The organism is Pantoea sp. Mb-10 (assembly GCF_021272205.1).
Taxonomy (GTDB): domain Bacteria; phylum Pseudomonadota; class Gammaproteobacteria; order Enterobacterales; family Enterobacteriaceae; genus Pantoea.
The window spans coordinates 292,563-309,649 of sequence record NZ_JAJSDX010000007.1 but is presented as its reverse complement, the minus strand read 5'-3'; the positions used below and the strand labels follow the sequence as shown (position 1 = coordinate 309,649).

The 17,087-nt window shown below is 59.5% G+C and carries 16 protein-coding genes; 7 read left to right on the top strand and 9 right to left on the bottom strand.

The window, feature by feature from the left end:
- Positions 1-210: 210 nt before the first annotated feature.
- The 4 genes from rhaM to rhaB are packed head-to-tail and all read right to left on the bottom strand — an operon-like array spanning position 211 to position 4,089.
- Positions 211-525, bottom strand: coding sequence for an L-rhamnose mutarotase (gene rhaM / locus LU196_RS16385; RefSeq protein WP_232760034.1), 315 nt, complete (start codon positions 523-525; stop codon positions 211-213).
- Positions 515-1,357, bottom strand: coding sequence for a rhamnulose-1-phosphate aldolase (gene rhaD / locus LU196_RS16380; RefSeq protein WP_232760033.1), 843 nt, complete (start codon positions 1,355-1,357; stop codon positions 515-517). The genes rhaM and rhaD overlap by 11 nt, the downstream gene beginning before the upstream one ends.
- Positions 1,358-1,367: 10 nt before the next feature.
- Positions 1,368-2,624 carry an L-rhamnose isomerase gene (locus tag LU196_RS16375; protein WP_232760032.1) on the bottom strand — a complete coding sequence of 419 codons (1,257 nt, stop codon included), beginning with the start codon at positions 2,622-2,624 and terminating at the stop codon, positions 1,368-1,370.
- The gene (rhaB, locus tag LU196_RS16370; RefSeq protein WP_232760031.1) at positions 2,608-4,089 is read right to left on the bottom strand and encodes a rhamnulokinase; all 1,482 of its coding nucleotides are present in this window, start codon (positions 4,087-4,089) and stop codon (positions 2,608-2,610) included. Before rhaB ends, LU196_RS16375 begins: the two co-directional genes overlap by 17 nt.
- Before the next feature lie 290 nt (positions 4,090-4,379).
- Between rhaB and rhaS the strand changes: the two genes are divergently transcribed.
- Complete coding sequence (rhaS, locus tag LU196_RS16365; protein WP_232760030.1) at positions 4,380-5,201, top strand: HTH-type transcriptional activator RhaS; 822 nt, start codon at positions 4,380-4,382, stop codon at positions 5,199-5,201.
- Between the two features lie 12 nt (positions 5,202-5,213).
- On the top strand, positions 5,214-6,080 hold the full coding sequence (gene rhaR, locus LU196_RS16360; protein WP_232760029.1) for an HTH-type transcriptional activator RhaR: 867 nt from the start codon (positions 5,214-5,216) through the stop codon (positions 6,078-6,080).
- Positions 6,081-6,101: 21 nt separating this feature from the next.
- Here rhaR and rhaT read toward each other — a convergent pair whose 3' ends face one another.
- Positions 6,102-7,136, bottom strand: a complete 1,035-nt coding sequence (gene rhaT / locus LU196_RS16355) for an L-rhamnose/proton symporter RhaT (RefSeq protein ID WP_232760028.1) — start codon at positions 7,134-7,136, stop codon at positions 6,102-6,104.
- A 347-nt stretch (positions 7,137-7,483) separates the two neighbouring features.
- Between rhaT and LU196_RS16350 the strand changes: the two genes are divergently transcribed.
- The 3 genes from LU196_RS16350 to aldA all read left to right on the top strand — a co-directional run bounded on the left by LU196_RS16350 (position 7,484) and on the right by aldA (position 9,527).
- Positions 7,484-7,807 (top strand): hypothetical protein, encoded by a 324-nt coding sequence (locus LU196_RS16350; protein WP_232760027.1) that lies wholly within the window; start codon positions 7,484-7,486, stop codon positions 7,805-7,807.
- Positions 7,808-7,821: 14 nt separating this feature from the next.
- Positions 7,822-7,920 carry a YoaK family small membrane protein gene (locus LU196_RS16345; protein WP_232760026.1) on the top strand — a complete coding sequence of 33 codons (99 nt, stop codon included), beginning with the start codon at positions 7,822-7,824 and terminating at the stop codon, positions 7,918-7,920.
- 173 nt (positions 7,921-8,093) lie between these two features.
- Positions 8,094-9,527 (top strand): aldehyde dehydrogenase, encoded by a 1,434-nt coding sequence (gene aldA / locus LU196_RS16340; protein ID WP_232760025.1) that lies wholly within the window; start codon positions 8,094-8,096, stop codon positions 9,525-9,527.
- Positions 9,528-9,567: 40 nt separating this feature from the next.
- Here the strand turns inward: aldA and LU196_RS16335 are convergent, their stop codons facing one another.
- Entirely contained in the window at positions 9,568-10,842 is a 1,275-nt protein-coding gene (locus LU196_RS16335) for an MFS transporter (protein WP_232760024.1), read from the bottom strand.
- The gene (locus LU196_RS16330; protein ID WP_232760023.1) at positions 10,839-12,260 is read right to left on the bottom strand and encodes a M20 family metallopeptidase; all 1,422 of its coding nucleotides are present in this window, start codon (positions 12,258-12,260) and stop codon (positions 10,839-10,841) included. The genes LU196_RS16335 and LU196_RS16330 overlap by 4 nt, the downstream gene beginning before the upstream one ends.
- Positions 12,261-12,409: 149 nt before the next feature.
- On the opposite strand from LU196_RS16330, the gene LU196_RS16325 reads away from it, so the two are divergent.
- Complete coding sequence (locus LU196_RS16325) at positions 12,410-13,324, top strand: LysR family transcriptional regulator (protein ID WP_232760022.1); 915 nt, start codon at positions 12,410-12,412, stop codon at positions 13,322-13,324.
- Here LU196_RS16325 and LU196_RS16320 read toward each other — a convergent pair.
- Positions 13,314-14,909, bottom strand: a complete 1,596-nt coding sequence (locus LU196_RS16320; RefSeq protein ID WP_232760096.1) for an ABC transporter substrate-binding protein — start codon at positions 14,907-14,909, stop codon at positions 13,314-13,316. The two genes, LU196_RS16325 and LU196_RS16320, sit on opposite strands and share 11 nt — an antisense overlap.
- A 113-nt stretch (positions 14,910-15,022) precedes the next feature.
- Between LU196_RS16320 and pepT the strand changes: the two genes are divergently transcribed.
- On the top strand, positions 15,023-16,261 hold the full coding sequence (pepT, locus tag LU196_RS16315) for a peptidase T (RefSeq protein ID WP_232760021.1): 1,239 nt from the start codon (positions 15,023-15,025) through the stop codon (positions 16,259-16,261).
- Positions 16,262-16,307: 46 nt separating this feature from the next.
- Here pepT and LU196_RS16310 read toward each other — a convergent pair whose 3' ends face one another.
- Positions 16,308-17,084, bottom strand: a complete 777-nt coding sequence (locus LU196_RS16310) for a transporter substrate-binding domain-containing protein (protein ID WP_232760020.1) — start codon at positions 17,082-17,084, stop codon at positions 16,308-16,310.
- Positions 17,085-17,087 lie beyond the last annotated feature (3 nt).

The following is a 17,087-nucleotide window of genomic DNA, read 5'->3' as shown; positions in this document are numbered from 1 at the left end:
GCTGGCGCAGGGCGCGGATTGCAAAGGGCCGCGCCCATCGGCCCTTTGCCCGTACGCCGCAGCGGGGCGGATGAAACTGCCGTGCGGTTAGCGGGCGGAACCCGCTCAGGGTTCAGTAAAGACCGGCTTTGCGGGCCGGCTCCCGCGCAACCAAAACCGGCCTGGCGGGCCGGACTCCCGCCGCGCCCCGCCATCGCCATGGCCCCACCCCTATGGCAAATAAAACATCGGCGTCAGCGGGGAACTCACCGGGCTGTTGTCCGGATTAGACGGCATCAAATCCCGCATTGACGCCCACCAGCGTTGGCACACCTCGGTTTGCGCTACAGCTTGCCAGCGCGCTTCGGATTCAATCTCTACGCTGGCAAACAGCAAATTGCGCTCGGCATCCAACCAAATCGCGTAGTGATGGGCGCCGTGCTGCTTAAGCGTCGCCGCCAGTTCAGGCCAGATAGGCGAATGGCGGCGCAGATACTCATCGTGGCAGTGCGCATACACCTGCATCACAAAGGCTTTACGCAACATTGCTGCGCTCCGCCTGCAGGGCCGACTGCCAGGGATGCACGCCGAAACGCTCGCCCAGTGCGATCAGCTGCTCAGTGGAAATGCTCTGGCGTATTCCTCCCATCGACAGCGCTTTCACCACCACTTCCGACGATTTTTCGGCGGTATCGATCAGGCCAAAAGTGTGGTCAAGATCGGGCCCGGTGCCGAAGATGCCGTGAAATGGCCACATCACCAGACTGTGGCTTGCCATCGCGTCGGCAGTGGCCCGACCGATGTCGTCCGTGCCGGGCACCATCCACGGCAGGATCCCCACGCCATCAGGAAACACCACCAGGCACTCCGTGCTGCCTTCCCACAGCAGCCGGGTGAAGCGCGCCGGATCGAGATCCACCACGTAGCTGAGCGCCATGAAATTCGTCGCGTGGCAGTGCATAATCACGCGATCTGCTCCCTGCGAGACCTGTTTACGCACGGCATGCGACTGGAAATGCGCCGCCAGCTCCGACGTCGGAAAACCGCCGTTGCACAATCCCCAGTGAAGGGTGTAAGACAGGCCCTGCGCGTCCACCTCCAGCAGCGCCAGACAGTCGGCGGGATCCAGCGGCACGTTACGGAAGAACTTGCCGGAACCGGTCACGAGGAACCAGTCACCGGCTAGCGCAGGCGCCGGTTGCGTCAGCGCAATCACGCGCGGCTCGGCATAAAAGTCAGCGGCAAAGGCGCGGGCCTCCTCCGGTAAGAGACGCAGCGTAACGTTTCCGCCGTTGCGCTCATCCCATCCCTTGAGCCACATGTCGCCGGTGGCTTTCACCATGCTCTGTACAAACCACGAGGTCAGAATCGATTGCATAGCGCGTTCCTTAGCGTTGACGCAGTGAATGGTTTTCATAGTGGCGGACCTCGCTGAGCCAGCTGGCATCGGCGGGCACATCATGGCGCAGACACCACGCCTCCCACACCGCTTGCCACGGCAGGGACTTTTGCTCTTCCAGCAGCGCGAGTCGCGCGGTGTAATCCCCCTGCTGTTCCAGCTTGCGCAGCTCCGCGCTCGGTTCCAGCAAGGCGCGCAGCAGCGCTTTTTTAACATTGCGCGTGCCGATAACCCAGGCGGCGATACGGTTGATGGAGGCATCGAAGAAATCCAGGCCGATATGCACCCGATCAAACAGGTTGTTGCGCGCAATCTCACAGGCAATGGCCTGGGTTTCGTCATCCAGCAGCACCACGTGATCGCTATCCCAGCGCACCGGACGACTCACGTGCAGCAGCAGCCGCGGCACATAGAGCATGGCGGCGGAGATTTTGTCCGAGATCACTTCGGTGGGATGGAAATGTCCGGCGTCTAGCGTGAGCGCGATTTGGCGGCTGGCGGCGTAGCCGAGGCAGAATTCGCTGGAGCCGACGGTGTAACTCTCTGCGCCAATGCCGAACAGTTTGCTCTCAATGGCGTCAATGTGCTGCGTCGCGGGCAGTGTTTCGCTCAGCACCTCATCCAGCGCGCTGGCCAGACGCTGACGCGGTGCCAGCCGATCCACGGTGAGATCTTTCATGCCATCCGGCACCCAAATGTTCATCACCGACGCACTGCCCTGCTGTTCGCCAAACCAGGCGGAGATGCGGCGACTGGCTTTGCAGTGATCAATCCAAAACTGACGCACGCCGGCGTCAGCGTGCGCCAGGGTAAAACCGTCGGCGCTAAGCGCATGGGAAAAGCAGCTCGGATTAAAATCCAGCGCCAGCTGATGGCTTTTGGCCCACGCCATCCAGGCGCTAAAATGGGCGGGCTCAATGGCGTCACGCGCCACGGGTGTGTCGCTCTCAAGGTATATCGCATGCAAATTAAGGCGCTTGGCGCCGGGGATCAGCGACAGCGCTTTTTCCAGATCCGCCCGCAGTTCTTGGGCGTTACGTGCGCGCCCCGGATAGTTGCCGGTGGCCTGAATGCCGCCCGTCAGCTGACCATGGGGATCTTCAAATCCTCGTACGTCATCGCCTTGCCAACAATGCATCGACACGGGGATGCGATCCAGCTGCGCCATAACCTGTTCCACGTCCACGCCAAGGGCGGCATAGCGTTGTTTAGCAATGTCGTAAGCCTGTTCAATCAGCTTTGTCATACGCAATTTCCTTAAAGGGTTGGCTCAGCGCGGCAAAGCGGGCGTGATGGGCCGCAAAAACGCTGCTGTGCTGAGGGGTGAAAATCGTGGTAGCACTAGTGAGACGGATACAGTGACGTAGCGCAGCGACATCGGCGATCTCGCCCAGAGCAATCAGTTGGCAGCCCACGTTACCGAGCGTGGAGGCTTCTACCGGCCCTGCCATCACCGGCAGCTGGCAGGCATCAGCGCACAGTTGATTCAGCAAGGGATTTTGGCTGCCGCCGCCAACAATATGCAGCTGGCGCAGCGGCGCGCCGCGCAGCGCGGTCAACTCAAGCAGCACTTCGCGATAAAGCAGTGCCAGACTGTCAAAGATGGTGCGCGCCAGCGCCGCTGGCGTATGCGGGATCGGCATCTGCTGCTCCGCGCAGGCGCGCTGAATCTCCTGCACCATGCTGTCAGGACGGATAAAACGACGGTGGTTGGGATAGATCAGCGCGTGGCACGCCGGCGCCTGCGCCGCCTGCGCAATCAACGAGGCCAGATCGGTGATCTGCAGTTCACTGCACACCTGCTGCAATAGCCACAGGCCCATGATGTTTTTGAGCACGCGGTACCCTTCAGCGCCGCCTTCATTGGTGAAGTTGGCGCGTTGCGCCGCGGGTGTCACACAGGGCTGCAGGCGCTCAATGCCCATTAGCGACCACGTGCCTGAACTGATCCAGGCCGCATCCTCGTGTAACAGCGGCGTCGCCAGCACGGCACTTGCCGTGTCGTGCGTGGCCACGGCAATCACCGGAACCGGTCTGCCCTGCGCCGAGTGCCACTCGCCGACGCGGTTGCCCGGCGCGTGCGGTGTACCGAACCAGCGGGCATCAACGCCCGCCCACGCCAGCAGCTCGCGATCCCATGCTCCTGTGGTGATATTGAGGCACTGGGTGGTGGTGGCGTTGGTGTACTCCCAGTTCATCTGTCCGGTGAGACGGTAATGGAAATAGTCCGGGATCATTAACGCGTGCGCGACCCGCGCCTGCCAGTCAGGCTGCTGATCATGTAGCGCACGCAGTTGATACAGCGTGTTAAACGGCAAAAACTGGATGCCGGTACGCTGATAAATGGCCGCTTTACCAAGCGCCTCAATGGCCTGCTCCATGAGGCCATCCGTGCGCGTGTCACGATAGCTCACGGCCTCGCCAACGCGTTCACCCTGCGCATCCAGCAGCACCAGATCGACCCCCCAGGTATCAATGCCGATGCTGTCCAACACGATACCTTCAGCATCAAGCTGCGCCAAACCCGCGCGGATCGCCTGCTCCAGCGCATCCAAATCCCAGCAGTCATACCCCTGGCGCTGCACGCGCGTGTTGGCGAAGCGCCGCACTTCGCGCAGTGTGATCTGCTGACGGCTGCGCTGCCATTGCGCCAGCATGACCCGACCGCTGGAGGCGCCTAAATCAATGGCAACGATGTTACGCATACTCATTGGCGTGCTCTTCCTGTTGTGAGAAGGCTTCAGCGTATACCGCGCGGTGAGTGCCCACCTTCCCGCAGGTGCCAGCCTCGAGAGGACGCTGGCAGATGAGCAAAGATGCCCGTGAGAGAGGTCACAGAATGCGCCGCCGCAGAGATGTGAGCTTTCCCGCATTTCCGCCAATCCGCTGACAAATCTTAAAAAAAGCGCCACTTTCCTGCGCAGCACGGTTTAAATTTCAAGGTAAGGTCGGGGCCGCCTGCGTAGACTCGGTTACGGATTTGTTAACGACGAGGCGAATCATGACGGTATTGCACAGTGCGGATTTTTTCCCTGAAGGCGGCTATGCCATTACCGTGGAACCCCGCGTACCCCAGCAGGCGTTTCCGGAGCATCACCACGACTTTCACGAGATCGTGCTGGTGGAACAGGGCTCGGGCATTCACGTGTTTAACGGTCAGCCGCAGACCCTTAGCGCGGGCTGCGTCTGTTTTGTCCGCGATCGCGATCGCCATCTGTATGAACAAACGAAGAACCTCTGCCTGACCAACGTGCTATACCGCAGCCCCGGCGCATTCCGTTTTCTTTCAGGCTTGCAGGCGCTGCTGCCGGAAGACCAGGCAGGCGAGTATGCGCCCCACTGGCGCATCAATCAGAAAATCATGGCGCAGGCGCTGCAGATCGTGGCGCAAATGCAGCCCGCTTCGGGGTGGTCGCTGGAGCATCAGGCGCACCAGGAGCAGCTGTTTCTGCAGCTATTACTTTTGTTGCGCAAGGCGGCGCAAAACGCCAGCGGTAACGATCCCGACGCGCGCCTGCATCGCCTGCTGGCGTGGTTGAACGATCACTACAGCGAGGATATTGCGTGGGAGGCGTTGGCTGACCGTTTTTCGCTGTCGCTGCGTACGCTGCATCGGCAGATGAAACAGCAGACGGGCAGCACACCGCAGCGCTATTTGAGTCGGCTGCGGTTGCTGCAGGCGCGGCATTTGCTGCGCCACAGCGATACGCGTATTACGGATATCGCCTATCAGTGTGGCTTTGGTGACAGTAATCACTTTTCCACGCTGTTCAAGCGCGAATTTGGCTGCGCGCCCCGTGCGGAGCGTCAGCAGCAGCTTTAAGTGGAGCGTTCTATGGCACTGATACTGACGCGTGACGACTATTTTCCGGCCAGCAATTTACCGATTGCCGTAGCCGAACGCATGCCACAACCCTCTTTTCCGCCGCACCGCCACGAATTCAGTGAAATCGTCATCGTCTGGCGCGGTAACGGCCTGCACGTGCTGAACGATCGCCCCTGGCTTATCACCTGCGGCGACGTCTTTTATCTGCACGAGGGTGACTGCCACAGCTATGACAGCGTGCACGATCTGGCGCTCGACAATATCCTTTACTGCCAGGATCGCTTCCGCCTGGCGCTTGACTGGACGCAGCTGCTGCCCGCACCGCAGACAGATGCCTCGGGCGGCTGGCGCTTAACCACGCGCGGTATGGCGCAGGCGCGTGCGGTGATTTCACAGCTGGAGCGTGAAAGTCGCAAAACCGACGCGTTGTCCATCCAACTTTCGGAAGCGCTTTTTTTACAGCTGGCGCTGATTCTGCGCCGTCACGGCTATGCCACGGATAAACCCTGGGCGCTACCGGAAGGGGAACAGCTTGATTTGCTGATGTCGGCGCTGCAGGGCGGACTGGGTAAACCGTTCGATCTGCCGACGTTCTGCGCCCAACATCAGCTTAACGAGCGCGCGCTCAAGCAGCTGTTCCGCCAGCAAACCGGCATGACCATCGGGCACTATGTGCGCCAGCTGCAACTGTGCCAGGCGCGCTATCTTTTGCGGACGCAGGATTGGCTTATCAGTGAGGTTGCCGCGCGCTGCGGCTTTGATGACAGTAACTATTTTTCCGTGGTGTTTACGCGAGAAACCGGCCTCACGCCCAGCGCCTGGCGCCAGCAATTTATGCCGCATCGCCCCGCGCTGGCGGCTAAAGCACACGCCTGACGCTGGACGTCAGGCGTGACGTCAGGCTGCCATGCCCAATCCCACAATGTTGGCCGCGATGATGATCACCACGCAGCCCAGCGACAGCACCCGCACCGGACGGGTGCCCACCGCCTTCCACTCCTTGAGCACCAGGCCCACCAGGCCGCCACACAGTACATACAGGCTCATGTGCAGCATCCAACTGACGAAGTCATACTGCGCCGGAATTTTGGCATGTCCCCACGCGTAGAAGAAGAACTGCAGATACCACATGGTGCCGCCGAGCACCGCAAACGCGATATTGGCCAGCAGCAGCGGCTTCGCCACCGAAAAATCGGCCCGCAGTGAAAGCGACGGCTTCATCGCCAGACGGATAAAGCAGTAGCCGAGGTTCACCAGCGCTCCGCCGCCCATGATCACCACATAGCTCGGCAGTGCCACGTACAGCGGATTAATGCCCAGCTGCGCCGCAGCGGCGTGCATGGGTTTTGCCGCGTCCATGGCAAATGACATGCCCGCCGAAAAGATGCCGCACAGCACCGCCAGGATCAGCCCTTTCTTCAAGTTAAACTCTTCGGCATTGATCCCCAGCGCGCGCTCTTTCAACAGCCCCGCGCGCGATACGATCGCCACGCCCACCAGGGCGACCAGCACGCCGAGTAACGTCATCCGCCCACCCGCCGAACTGAACAGTGTGACAAAGCGGCCCTGCAGCAGCGGTGTCATCAGCGTGCCCACCACCAGGGTAATGCCAATGGCGATGCCAATGCCCATCGACATGCCTAAATAGCGCATGGTTAACCCGTAATTGATGTTGCCGATGCCCCACATCGCGCCGAAGAGAAACACCGGCAGCAGCTGTGAAGCGCTAAAACTGGCGTAATAGTCCCAGAAGTGCGGCAGCAGCGCGGCGCTGACCGCCCAAGGTAGGATCAGCCACGACATCAGGCCGCCCACTGACCACATGGTTTCCCACGACCATTTTTTCACCTGTTTAAACGGCGCATAAAAACACGCGGCACTGGCGGCACCCACCAGATGCCAGAAAATACCGGCAATAATGGCACTGTTCATTGTTGTTCCTTTATAAGGTTGAGGCCTGCGTTGCCGCAGAGGGTGAAAACCGTTGAGGTTCCGATCAGGGGCAGTCTACGGTTTGTCACCGGCACTCAGCCTTTGAGTGGCTGCCGATATCGCGGCGCGGCTGGCAATATTAGGTGGATAGTCATCGTTGGGATCACAAAATCACTTTTCGCGCGAATGCGCCCGCTCGGGGCAGTAAGTGGCTTATTATTGTGATTTTTTTACTGAATGCTGTGCCGCCCCGCGCAACCTGGGATAAAACGGCTTGCGCGGATGGACTTCCCCCGCGCGGGCGAAATCCGTATAACGTGTGCACGCAGGCGGACGTAAGGACAATCATGGAAAGCAAGAAAGTGAGACTGGTGCTGACGCAGGCGGTCAGCAAGGTCATGCTGGCGGACATTCGCGCCCTTGTGCCACCGCAGGCGCTAAATGTCTTTGTTAACGCGCTGGATGCGCACCATTACGCCACGCTGGATTGTTCACAAAGTCCTGATACCTGTGCGCTGCTGGCTTCCGCCATTGTGGTATGGCGACAGCTTGGGCACGTGCACCACATCGATTATCAAAAAGGCGATGTGGTGCGTGACGTCAGTGATGCCACTCAGTTTCAGCTGTTTACCTTATTAAAAACCCATCGCGCCGTGCTGCAGCTGGCGTGACACAGAGGACGCGCATGAAAATCGGTCTGCTTTTTCCCATCGCCATCATTGTTGCGGGCGTCAGTTTTCTCATCTGGTTTATCGCCAGCGGCGCGATGATGCCAGGATCATAACACCGCGCTGATGCGGGGCGGCGCGCGTATTGTTACGAATGCGGCGAGCGTCGTGCGGTTCTTCTTTACGCTGCCATACTGCTCGCGCGGCTGGCAAAGAGAAAAAGGTGCCCGCCCGCAATCTGTTTCACTCTGCGTGCATTACCCCAACATCAGCGCGGAGACCTATCCTTATGACCCCCCATCATCAGCACTACATCAACGGCACCTTTGTGTCCGATCGTCACGATAAATGGATTGACGTGATCAATCCGGCCACCGAAGCGCTGCTGTCGCGCATCCCGCAGGGCAGCCGCCAGGACGCAGCCCAGGCCATTGCCGCCGCCGAAGCGGCGCAGCCAGGCTGGGAGGCGCTGCCCGCTGTCGTGCGCGGCAACTGGCTGCGCAAACTGGCCGCAGCCATTCGCCAGCGCGAAGCCGTCATCACGGCGGTGATTGTCGCCGAAGGCGGGAAAACCCACTCGCTGGCGCAAACGGAAGTGCTGTTTACCGCCGACTACTTCGACTATATGGCGGAGTGGGCGCGCCGCTATGAAGGCGAGATTGTGAACAGCGATCGCCCAAACGAACATATCTTTGTTTTCAAAAAGGCCATTGGTGTCACCACCGGCATTCTGCCATGGAACTTTCCGTTCTTTTTGATAGCACGTAAAGCCGCTCCGGCGCTGGTCACGGGCAACACCATTGTGCTGAAACCCAGCGAGCTCACGCCGAACAATGCCGCACTGTTTGCCGAGATCGTCGATACCGTCGGCCTGCCCGCAGGCGTGCTGAACATTGTCTACGGCTATGGCCCGGAAGTGGGTCAAGAGCTGGCCGCCAATCCGCGTGTTGGACTGGTGAGCCTTACGGGGAGCGTCAATGCCGGGATTGCCACCATGGAAGCGGCAGCGAAGAATGTGACCAACGTTTCGCTGGAGCTGGGCGGCAAGGCCCCCGCCATTGTCATGGACGACGCCGATTTGGCGCTAGCGGTCAAAGCCATCGTCAGTTCGCGTGTGATCAACACCGGACAAGTGTGCAACTGTGCGGAGCGCGTTTATGTCCAGGCGGGCATCTATGACCGCTTCCTCGCCGCGCTGATAGAGGCGATGTCACAGGTGAAATTCGGCGATCCGGCCCAGCACACCGATATTGATATGGGGCCACTAATTACCCATGCCGCGCTGACGCGGGTGGAACAGAAAGTGGCCCGCGCCGTTGCCGACGGCGCGCAGGTGGCGCTGGGCGGCACGCGCGCGGGCGAAAAAGGCTTTTGGTTTACGCCCACCATCCTGACGCATGTGCGTCAGGAGATGGAGATCATGCGTGAGGAGATTTTCGGCCCGGTGCTGCCCGTGATGCGCTTCACCACGCTTGATCAGGCGATTGCGCTGGCCAATGACTGCGACTATGGCCTCACGTCCTCGATCTACACGCAGAACCTCAATACCGCAATGCAGGCGCTGCGCCAGCTGAAGTTTGGCGAGACCTATATCAACCGCGAGAACTTTGAAGCCATGCAGGGATTCCACGCGGGCTGGCGTAAATCCGGCATTGGCGGCGCGGATGGACGCCACGGATTAGAAGAATATCTGCAAACTCACGTTGCCTATCTGCAGTTTTAACCGAACGGCGGCAGTCGCAAAACGCGACTGCCGCGCGTGCTCAGCGCAGCCGCCGCTGGCTGTACAACAGCGCCACACCGCTGAATAGCGACATTGCCATCAGATAATAGCCCGGCGCCAGACGCGTGCCGGTCCAGTCGATCAGCAGCGTACAAATCAGTGGCGCGAAGCCACCAAATACCGTCACCGCAACGTTGTAGCTGATGGCCATGCCGCTGGCGCGCGTGCCAATCGGAAACAGATCTGCCATCACCGACGGCACGGTAGAGAAGTAAATCGATTTCAGTAGCGCCATCCATCCTACCAGCAGCATCAAGGTCACGGGCGTGGGGTTTTCCACCACGGCGTAAAAAGCCGGATAGATGGTGACAATCAGCAGCAGCAGCGATCCCCACATCAGCGGCACCCGGCCGATGCGCTCGGCCCACCAGCCCATGAGCGGCGTCACCACGGTTAAAATCACCCCCGCCAGCAGCGTGGCGCTAAAGGCCACCGATCCGGAGAGGTGCAGATTCTGCGTGGCGTACGTCGGCACATAGTTGAGCATGTAGTTCACCGCCGTGGAGATGACCATCAGGCCAATCGCCAGGGTGATAAGCGATTTTTGGCGGCCCAGCAGGCGCTTAAGCGGCGCGGCATCCGGCGTCTGGGCGACAAAGCTGGCTGACTCGTGCACGTGCCGGCGAATGTAGATCCCCAGCGGTCCAATCAACAGGCCAAAGGCAAAGGGAATGCGCCAGCCCCACGCCTGGATCTCGCTTTCACTCAACAGCTGCGTTAAGCCCAGACCAAACGCGGAAGCCAGTAAGGTGCTGGCACCCTGGGTGGCAAACTGCCAGCTGGCGATAAACGCTTTTCGCTCTGGGAAATGCTCCACCAAAAACGCCGTGGAGCTGCCAAATTCGCCGCCCGCTGAAAATCCCTGCACCAGTCGCGCCAGCAGAATCAGCAGCGGCGCCGCCAGGCCTAGCGTGGCGTACGTCGGCATAAAAGTGATCACCGCGCCGCCCAGCATCATGAGAATAATCGAGAGCAGCAGCGCTTTTTTGCGACCGTGCCGGTCGGCGTAGTTGCCCAGTACAATCGCGCCGAGCGGTCGAATGAGAAACGAGACGCCAAAGCTGCCAAAGGTCAGCAGCAGCGACACTGACGCATCGCTGGTGGGGAAAAACGCATGGGCGATATAGCGGGCAAAGAAGCCGTACACCGCGATATCAAACCACTCAAGCGCGTTACCGATGCAGGTGGCGAACAGGGTTTTATGCAGGTGCGGCTTACCGGGATTCAGCGGCGCGGCGGCGTGAAGATGGCTCATGGTTGCTCTCCAACATGGGCGCGGTGACGCACGATCAGCTCCGGGCCTTTCTCTCCCAGCTCCCACAGCAGCTGCGTCATGATATGCAGTCCTTCGCGCGCAATGGATTTCAGCATGTGCTCATTGACGCCGTGTTGACCGCAGGCGGGATACGAGTGCGGTATCCACAGCGTGGGCAGGCCGAGGATCTCGGCAAACACCTCATTGGGCAGCGATCCGCCCAGGTTAGGCAAAAGCGCCGGCTTTTTGCCGCTGGCGACCTGCATGCTCTCCAGCACCCACGCCACCAGCGGATCGGTGGGATCGAGGCGTGTGGCGGGCGATCCGCGCATAAACGTCACCTCCACGTGCCCCAAACCACGCTGCGCCAGATGTTCGTGCACGTGCTCAACCAGATGTTCCCAGTCGGTGCCCACCACAAATCGCAGTTGGCACACCGCCGTGGCCTCACCGGGTATGGCGTTCATTGGCCGCGCCGGGTTACCGGTGGTGTACGCCAGCACCTCCAACGTATTCCAGCCATAAAGGCGCTCGGCGGGAGTAAGGCCCGGTTCGCCCCAGTTCACCGCGATTTGCGGATCGCCGGGCATTCCGCCCACGTCGATATCGCGCAGAATGGCGCGCACCGCCGGGGTAAGCGAGTCGGGCTTGAGCGCGGCGACTTGCAGCACGCCGTTGGCGTCAACCAGCGCGGCAATGGCGTGCGCCAGCTGCGTGCCGGGGTTCGTCAGCAATCCGCCCCAGTTACCTGAGTGATAGGCGTTGTCGCGCGCGTTGACCGTGAGGCGGAAGTTCGCCGCGCCGCGCGAGCCAAGAAACAGCGTGGGGCGTACGGCGTTGACGCGCGGACCGTCTGAGGCGATGAACAGATCGGCACGCAACAAATCCTGATGCTGCTGGCACAGCTGCGCCAGGCCCGGCGAGCTGATCTCCTCGCCCATTTCAAACAAGATTTTGCAGTTAAAGCCCAGCCGCCCGCCGCGTGCGGCGAACACCTGCTCAAGCGCCGTCAGGTTTATGCTGTGTTGGCCTTTATTGTCGGCGCTGCCGCGCGCGTACCAGCGATCGCCCTCTTCCGTGAGCTGCCAAGGGGTTAAGCCCTGCCGCCAGTTTTCATCATCGCCGAAGACCACGTCGCCGTGGCCGTAGCTCAACAGCGTCGGCAGCGCCGGATCTTCCATGCGCACCGCCACCATAAAGGGCCGGTTGGGCTGCTCAGCGTTCGGCAGGCTGTGAAGCGTAAAGCCCAGCGCGCTTAGCTGCGGGCCAATGTCATGGTGAAGATAGTGCGACAGGGCTTCATCGCGATCCGGCCGTTGACTTTCGGTTGGCTGCGCCACCCGCCGCGCCAGCTGCTGTTGAAACGCCCCGCTATCGAAGTACGCCAGCGCCTGTTTTACCGCCTGTTCTGCTGTCATGTTTGCGTGTCTTTTTATCGTCATTTTCGTTCAGCCATCTTTTCGCACTCCTTGCTTTGCCACAATGATTAATTTATCGAGTAAGATTTGCTTTTAAGGCAAAGACAGGCTGCCCGCTAACGAGGCATGCACCATGAAGAGGCATCGGCATGATCAGTACTGAAGTGCGCTATTTTCTTGCCGTCGTCGAGGCCGGATCGCTGAGCGCCGCCAGCGACACCCTGTTTGTCGCCGTGTCGGCCATCAGTCGACAGATTAAGCGGCTGGAGCAGCAGATTGGCGTGCCGCTGTTTGCACGCCAGGCGCGCGGCATGGTGCTCACCGAGGCGGGGGAGATTTTTGCTCAACACGTGCGCAAAAATTTGCTGGATATGGAGTATGCGCTGGCGGAAATCAAAGGGTTAAAGGCCGTGCGCCGCACGCTGATCCGCATGGCCTGTACGGACGGTCTGGCGTTTAGTCTGTTGCCGCGCCTGATCGCGGCGTTTCGCGACGCACATCCGGGCGTCCTGTTTGACGTGAAGGTTGCCAGCCCGCAAGGGGTGGCAGCGCTGTTGCGCAGTGGAGAGTGTGATGTGGCGCTGCAGTTCAGCCTGCATGCTGAACGCGGCGTAGAAGTCCAGGCATCATGGCCCGCGCCTGTGCGGCTGGTGATGCATCAACAGCATCCTTTAGCGCCAGTGCCGCAGATTGATTTCGCGGCATTGGGCCACTATCCGCTGGCGCTGCCTCAGCAGAACACCACGGTACGCCAGCTGTTTGAGTTGGCCTGCCACATGCGCGGCCAGCTGATTGAACCGGTCATGACCTGTGATAATTTCTCGACGCTGTTTCATTTTCTGCTGCGCACGCCGCTGGCGGTGACTATCTGCAGCGCCTTTACCGTGATGCACGAGGTGGAGACGCACGGCCTGGTGCTGCGCGCCGTGGCGGTCGATCAGCTTAATCAGCGTCAGTTGCAGCTGCAGACGCCATCAGGGCGGCCACCCAGCGCCGCCCTGCAGCTGTTTTTGCACTTCCTCGACGCGCAGCTTGATGCGCTGGCCCGCGGGGTTACTCCTTGATATCCACCGGATAGAAGATGTGCTTGCCGAACGGGTCAACCTGATAATTGACCACCGATTTACGCACCGGTTCGAAAATCGTCGAGTGTGCGATCATCACCGCCGGCATTTGGTCGTGCATGATCTGCTGCGCTTCACGGTAGAGCGCAATGCGCTTGTCGTGATCCTGTTCGGCGCGCGCGTCAGTGATGATCTTTTCAAACGGCGCGTAGCACCACTTGGAGGAGTTTGAGCCGCCGTTGGCCGAGGTACAGCTGTAGAGCGGGCCAAAGAAGTTGTCCGGATCGCCGGTGGCGGTGGTCCAGCCCATCAGCGCGGCCTGATGCTCGCCCGCTTTCACGCGTTTGAGATATTCCCCCCACTCGTAGCTGACGATGTTGGCTTTAATGCCCACCTTGGCCCAGTCGGCCTGAATCATCTCCGCCATGCGGCGCGCGTTAGGGTTATAGGGGCGCTGCACCGGCATCGCCCAGAGGGCAATCTCGGTACCGGGTTTGATGCCCGCCTCGTTCAACAGCGCCTGCGCTTTCTGCGGATCGTAGGCGTAATCGGTTAACCCGTTGTCCGCACTCCAGACGTCCGGCGGCAGAATATTTTTCGCCACCGTGCCAGTACCTTTGAAGATGGCATCCACAATCGCCGCTTTGTTGATGGCGAGCGCCAAGGCCTGACGCACTTTCACGTTATCCAGCGGCGGTTTGGTGGTGTTAAACGCCAGGAAGCCGGTATTCAGGCCCGATTTTTGTGCCAGCGTGATATCGGGGTTTTTGCGCATGCGATCCAGGTCGGCGGGGTTGGGGAACGGCATTACCTGACACTCGTTCTTTTCTAGCTTGGCATAGCGCACCGACGCATCCGGCGTAATCGAGAAAATCAGCCGGTCCAGTTTTGCTTTGCCCTGCCAGTAGTCAGGGAAGGCTTTGTAGAGAATGCGTGAATCTTTTTGGTATTGCACCAGCTCAAACGGGCCGGTGCCGATGGGCACCATATCCACCTTCTCTGGCGTACCGGCTTTGAGCATCTTATCGGCGTACTCGGCTGAATGAATCGAGGCAAAATACCAGGCAAGATCCGCAAGGAACGGCGCTTCAGGATGGGCCAGCGTAAAACGCACCGTGTGATCGTCAACTTTCTCAATGTGCGTAATCAGCTTACTCAGTTCCAGACTTTCGAAATTGCTGTAATTACCCCCGGAGACGTTGTGGTAGGGATTTTTGGCATCCATCTGGCGCATGAAGGAGAAAATCACGTCGTCCGCGTTGAAATCGCGCGTGGGCGTGAACAGCTTGTTATGCTGAAATTTTACCCCTTTACGCAGGTAAAAAGTGTACACCTTGCCATCCGGACTGATCGTCCAGCGTTCGGCGAGGCTGGGCTCCAGCTCGGTGGTACCGGGTTTGAAATCCACCAGACGATTGAATACCGGCACGGCGCTGGCGTCCACGCTGGTGCCGGACGTGTAAAGCTGCGGATTAAAGTTTTCCGGCGATCCTTCCGAGCAATACACCAGCGTTTTTGCCGAGACGCTGCCTGCCAGCGCCAGCCCCAGTGCGGTTAACGCAAATGTTGTCATGCTGCTTTTCATCATTTTCCTCGTTTTTATTGACTTACTTACCCCACTCTCAGTATCTAATGATTAATAACACGAATTATTCGCCACGTATCATGCGCCAGCCGCAACCTTAATAAGGAATTGTGATGACAGACCCGTTAGCCCGTCAGCTTACCCAGCGTTTTTATCGTTACCTTGCGGTTTCCAGCCAAAGCGACGCCAAATCCAGCACCTTGCCCAGTACCCCTTCCCAACATGCTATGGCGCAGATGCTGGCGCAGGAGCTACGTACACTGGGCCTGGACGAGATCGTCATTGACGAAAGCGCCACCGTCACGGCGGTGAAGCGCGGTAACTGTCCGCAGGCGCCGCGCATCGGTTTTATCACCCACATCGATACCGTGGACGTCGGCCTGTCGCCGGACATTCATCCGCAGACCTTGACCTTTACCGGTGACGATCTGTGCCTCAACGCGCAACACGACATTTGGCTGCGCGTGGCGGAACACCCGGAAATCCTGCCTTACGTTGGACAAGAGATTGTGTTCAGCGACGGCACCAGCGTGCTGGGTGCGGATAACAAAGCGGCGGTAACGGTGGTCATGACGCTGCTGGAAAATCTGCGCGGTGAGCACGGCGATATTCTGGTGGCCTTTGTGCCGGATGAAGAGATCGGCCTGCGCGGGGCGAAAGCGCTGGATCTTGACACGCGCTTTAACGTGGATTTTGCCTGGACTATCGACTGCTGTGAATTAGGCGAAGTGGTGTACGAGAATTTCAACGGCGCCAGCGCTGAAATCCTGTTTACCGGCGTGCCTGCGCACCCGATGTCGGGTAAAGGGGTTTTGGTCAATCCACTGCTGATGGCGCACGATTTTATTGCCCGTTTCGATCGTCTGCAAACGCCGGAGCACACCGAAGGACGCGAAGGCTATATCTGGTTCAACGATATGCAGGCCAATGCCAGCCAGGCGGTGCTGAAAGCCTCGGTGCGGGATTTTGATCTCGCCCAGTATGAAGCGAAAAAAGCGCAGCTCCATGCGGCTGCAGAGGCGGTGGCGGCGCAGTATCCTACCGGTAAGGTGTCCATTAAGATTACCGATGTCTACAGCAATATCAGTAACGCAATCGGCGACGATCGGCGCGCGATCGATCTGATTTTTAGCGCCATGGCGCAGGTTGGCGTGACGCCAAAGGTGATTCCGATGCGCGGCGGCACGGATGGCGCGGCGCTGTCGGCGAAAGGCGTGCTGACGCCGAACTTTTTTACCGGCGCGCACAACTTCCATTCGCGCTTTGAATTTCTTCCGGTCCCGTCGTTCGTGAAGTCGTATCAGGTGGCGGAAGCGCTGTGCTATCTGGCGGCCAGATCCGCGCGCGATTAAGCGGTGCGGGCGCAAAAAAAAGCGGCCAATAACGGCCGCTGTTTTTTTATTTGCTGGCGGACACGTCAATGCCCGGGAAGTAGCGCGCGGCCAGTTTGGTGATGGTGCCATCCTGCTGCACCTTGGCGATGGCCGCATCCAACTTGGCTTTCAGGGCGCTGTCCCCTTTACGCAGGCCGAAACCGATGCCGGTGCCGAGAATGGTATCGTCTTCCACCGGTTTACCCGCAAACGCGAAGCCTTTGCCTTGCGGCTTGTCCAGGAAACCGGACTGACCGGCGGCCGACATGACCAGCGTGCCATCGAGACGACCCGCGACCATGTCGTTATACACCTGATTCTGATCCTGATAAGACGTCACGGTCACGCCCTGCGTTTCCCAGTGTTGCTTGGCGTAGGTTTCCTGGATCGAGCCCTGTAAAACGCCGATGTTTTTCCCTTTCAGCGCCTCTGCGGTCGGCAGCAGCTTTTCGCCCTGTTTGGCGATCAGCATGCTGGGAATGCGGTAAATCGGCTGCGTGAAATCAATGCTTTTGGCGCGCGCTTCGGTGATGTTCATCGCCGAGTTGATGGCGTCGAATTTCTTCGCCTGCAGCGCCGGGATCAGCGCATCAAAACTGCTCTCAACCCATTTGCAGTCAAACTTTCCGGCCTGACAAATCGCCTTACCGAGGTCGATATCGAAGCCTTCCAGCTCACCCTTGGCGTTACGGCTCTCAAACGGCGGATATTGCGATTCCAACCCGTAGCGCAGCGTGTCGGCCAGCGCGTGTGCGGAGGTCAACATGCCCAGCGCAATAAACAGTGCGGTGCGTTTTTTCATTCT

Bases quoted from the DNA above. Each gene is read 5' to 3' on its own strand.
- rhaM (WP_232760034.1), bottom strand. From the start codon at position 525: ATGTTGCGTAAAGCCTTTGTGATGCAGGTGTATGCGCACTGCCACGAT.
- rhaD (WP_232760033.1), bottom strand. From the start codon at position 1,357: ATGCAATCGATTCTGACCTCGTGGTTTGTACAGAGCATGGTGAAAGCC.
- LU196_RS16375 (WP_232760032.1), bottom strand. From the start codon at position 2,624: ATGACAAAGCTGATTGAACAGGCTTACGACATTGCTAAACAACGCTAT.
- rhaB (WP_232760031.1), bottom strand. From the start codon at position 4,089: ATGAGTATGCGTAACATCGTTGCCATTGATTTAGGCGCCTCCAGCGGT.
- rhaS (WP_232760030.1), top strand. From the start codon at position 4,380: ATGACGGTATTGCACAGTGCGGATTTTTTCCCTGAAGGCGGCTATGCC.
- rhaR (WP_232760029.1), top strand. From the start codon at position 5,214: ATGGCACTGATACTGACGCGTGACGACTATTTTCCGGCCAGCAATTTA.
- rhaT (WP_232760028.1), bottom strand. From the start codon at position 7,136: ATGAACAGTGCCATTATTGCCGGTATTTTCTGGCATCTGGTGGGTGCC.
- LU196_RS16350 (WP_232760027.1), top strand. From the start codon at position 7,484: ATGGAAAGCAAGAAAGTGAGACTGGTGCTGACGCAGGCGGTCAGCAAG.
- LU196_RS16345 (WP_232760026.1), top strand. From the start codon at position 7,822: ATGAAAATCGGTCTGCTTTTTCCCATCGCCATCATTGTTGCGGGCGTC.
- aldA (WP_232760025.1), top strand. From the start codon at position 8,094: ATGACCCCCCATCATCAGCACTACATCAACGGCACCTTTGTGTCCGAT.
- LU196_RS16335 (WP_232760024.1), bottom strand. From the start codon at position 10,842: ATGAGCCATCTTCACGCCGCCGCGCCGCTGAATCCCGGTAAGCCGCAC.
- LU196_RS16330 (WP_232760023.1), bottom strand. From the start codon at position 12,260: ATGACAGCAGAACAGGCGGTAAAACAGGCGCTGGCGTACTTCGATAGC.
- LU196_RS16325 (WP_232760022.1), top strand. From the start codon at position 12,410: ATGATCAGTACTGAAGTGCGCTATTTTCTTGCCGTCGTCGAGGCCGGA.
- LU196_RS16320 (WP_232760096.1), bottom strand. From the start codon at position 14,909: ATGAAAAGCAGCATGACAACATTTGCGTTAACCGCACTGGGGCTGGCG.
- pepT (WP_232760021.1), top strand. From the start codon at position 15,023: ATGACAGACCCGTTAGCCCGTCAGCTTACCCAGCGTTTTTATCGTTAC.
- LU196_RS16310 (WP_232760020.1), bottom strand. From the start codon at position 17,084: ATGAAAAAACGCACCGCACTGTTTATTGCGCTGGGCATGTTGACCTCC.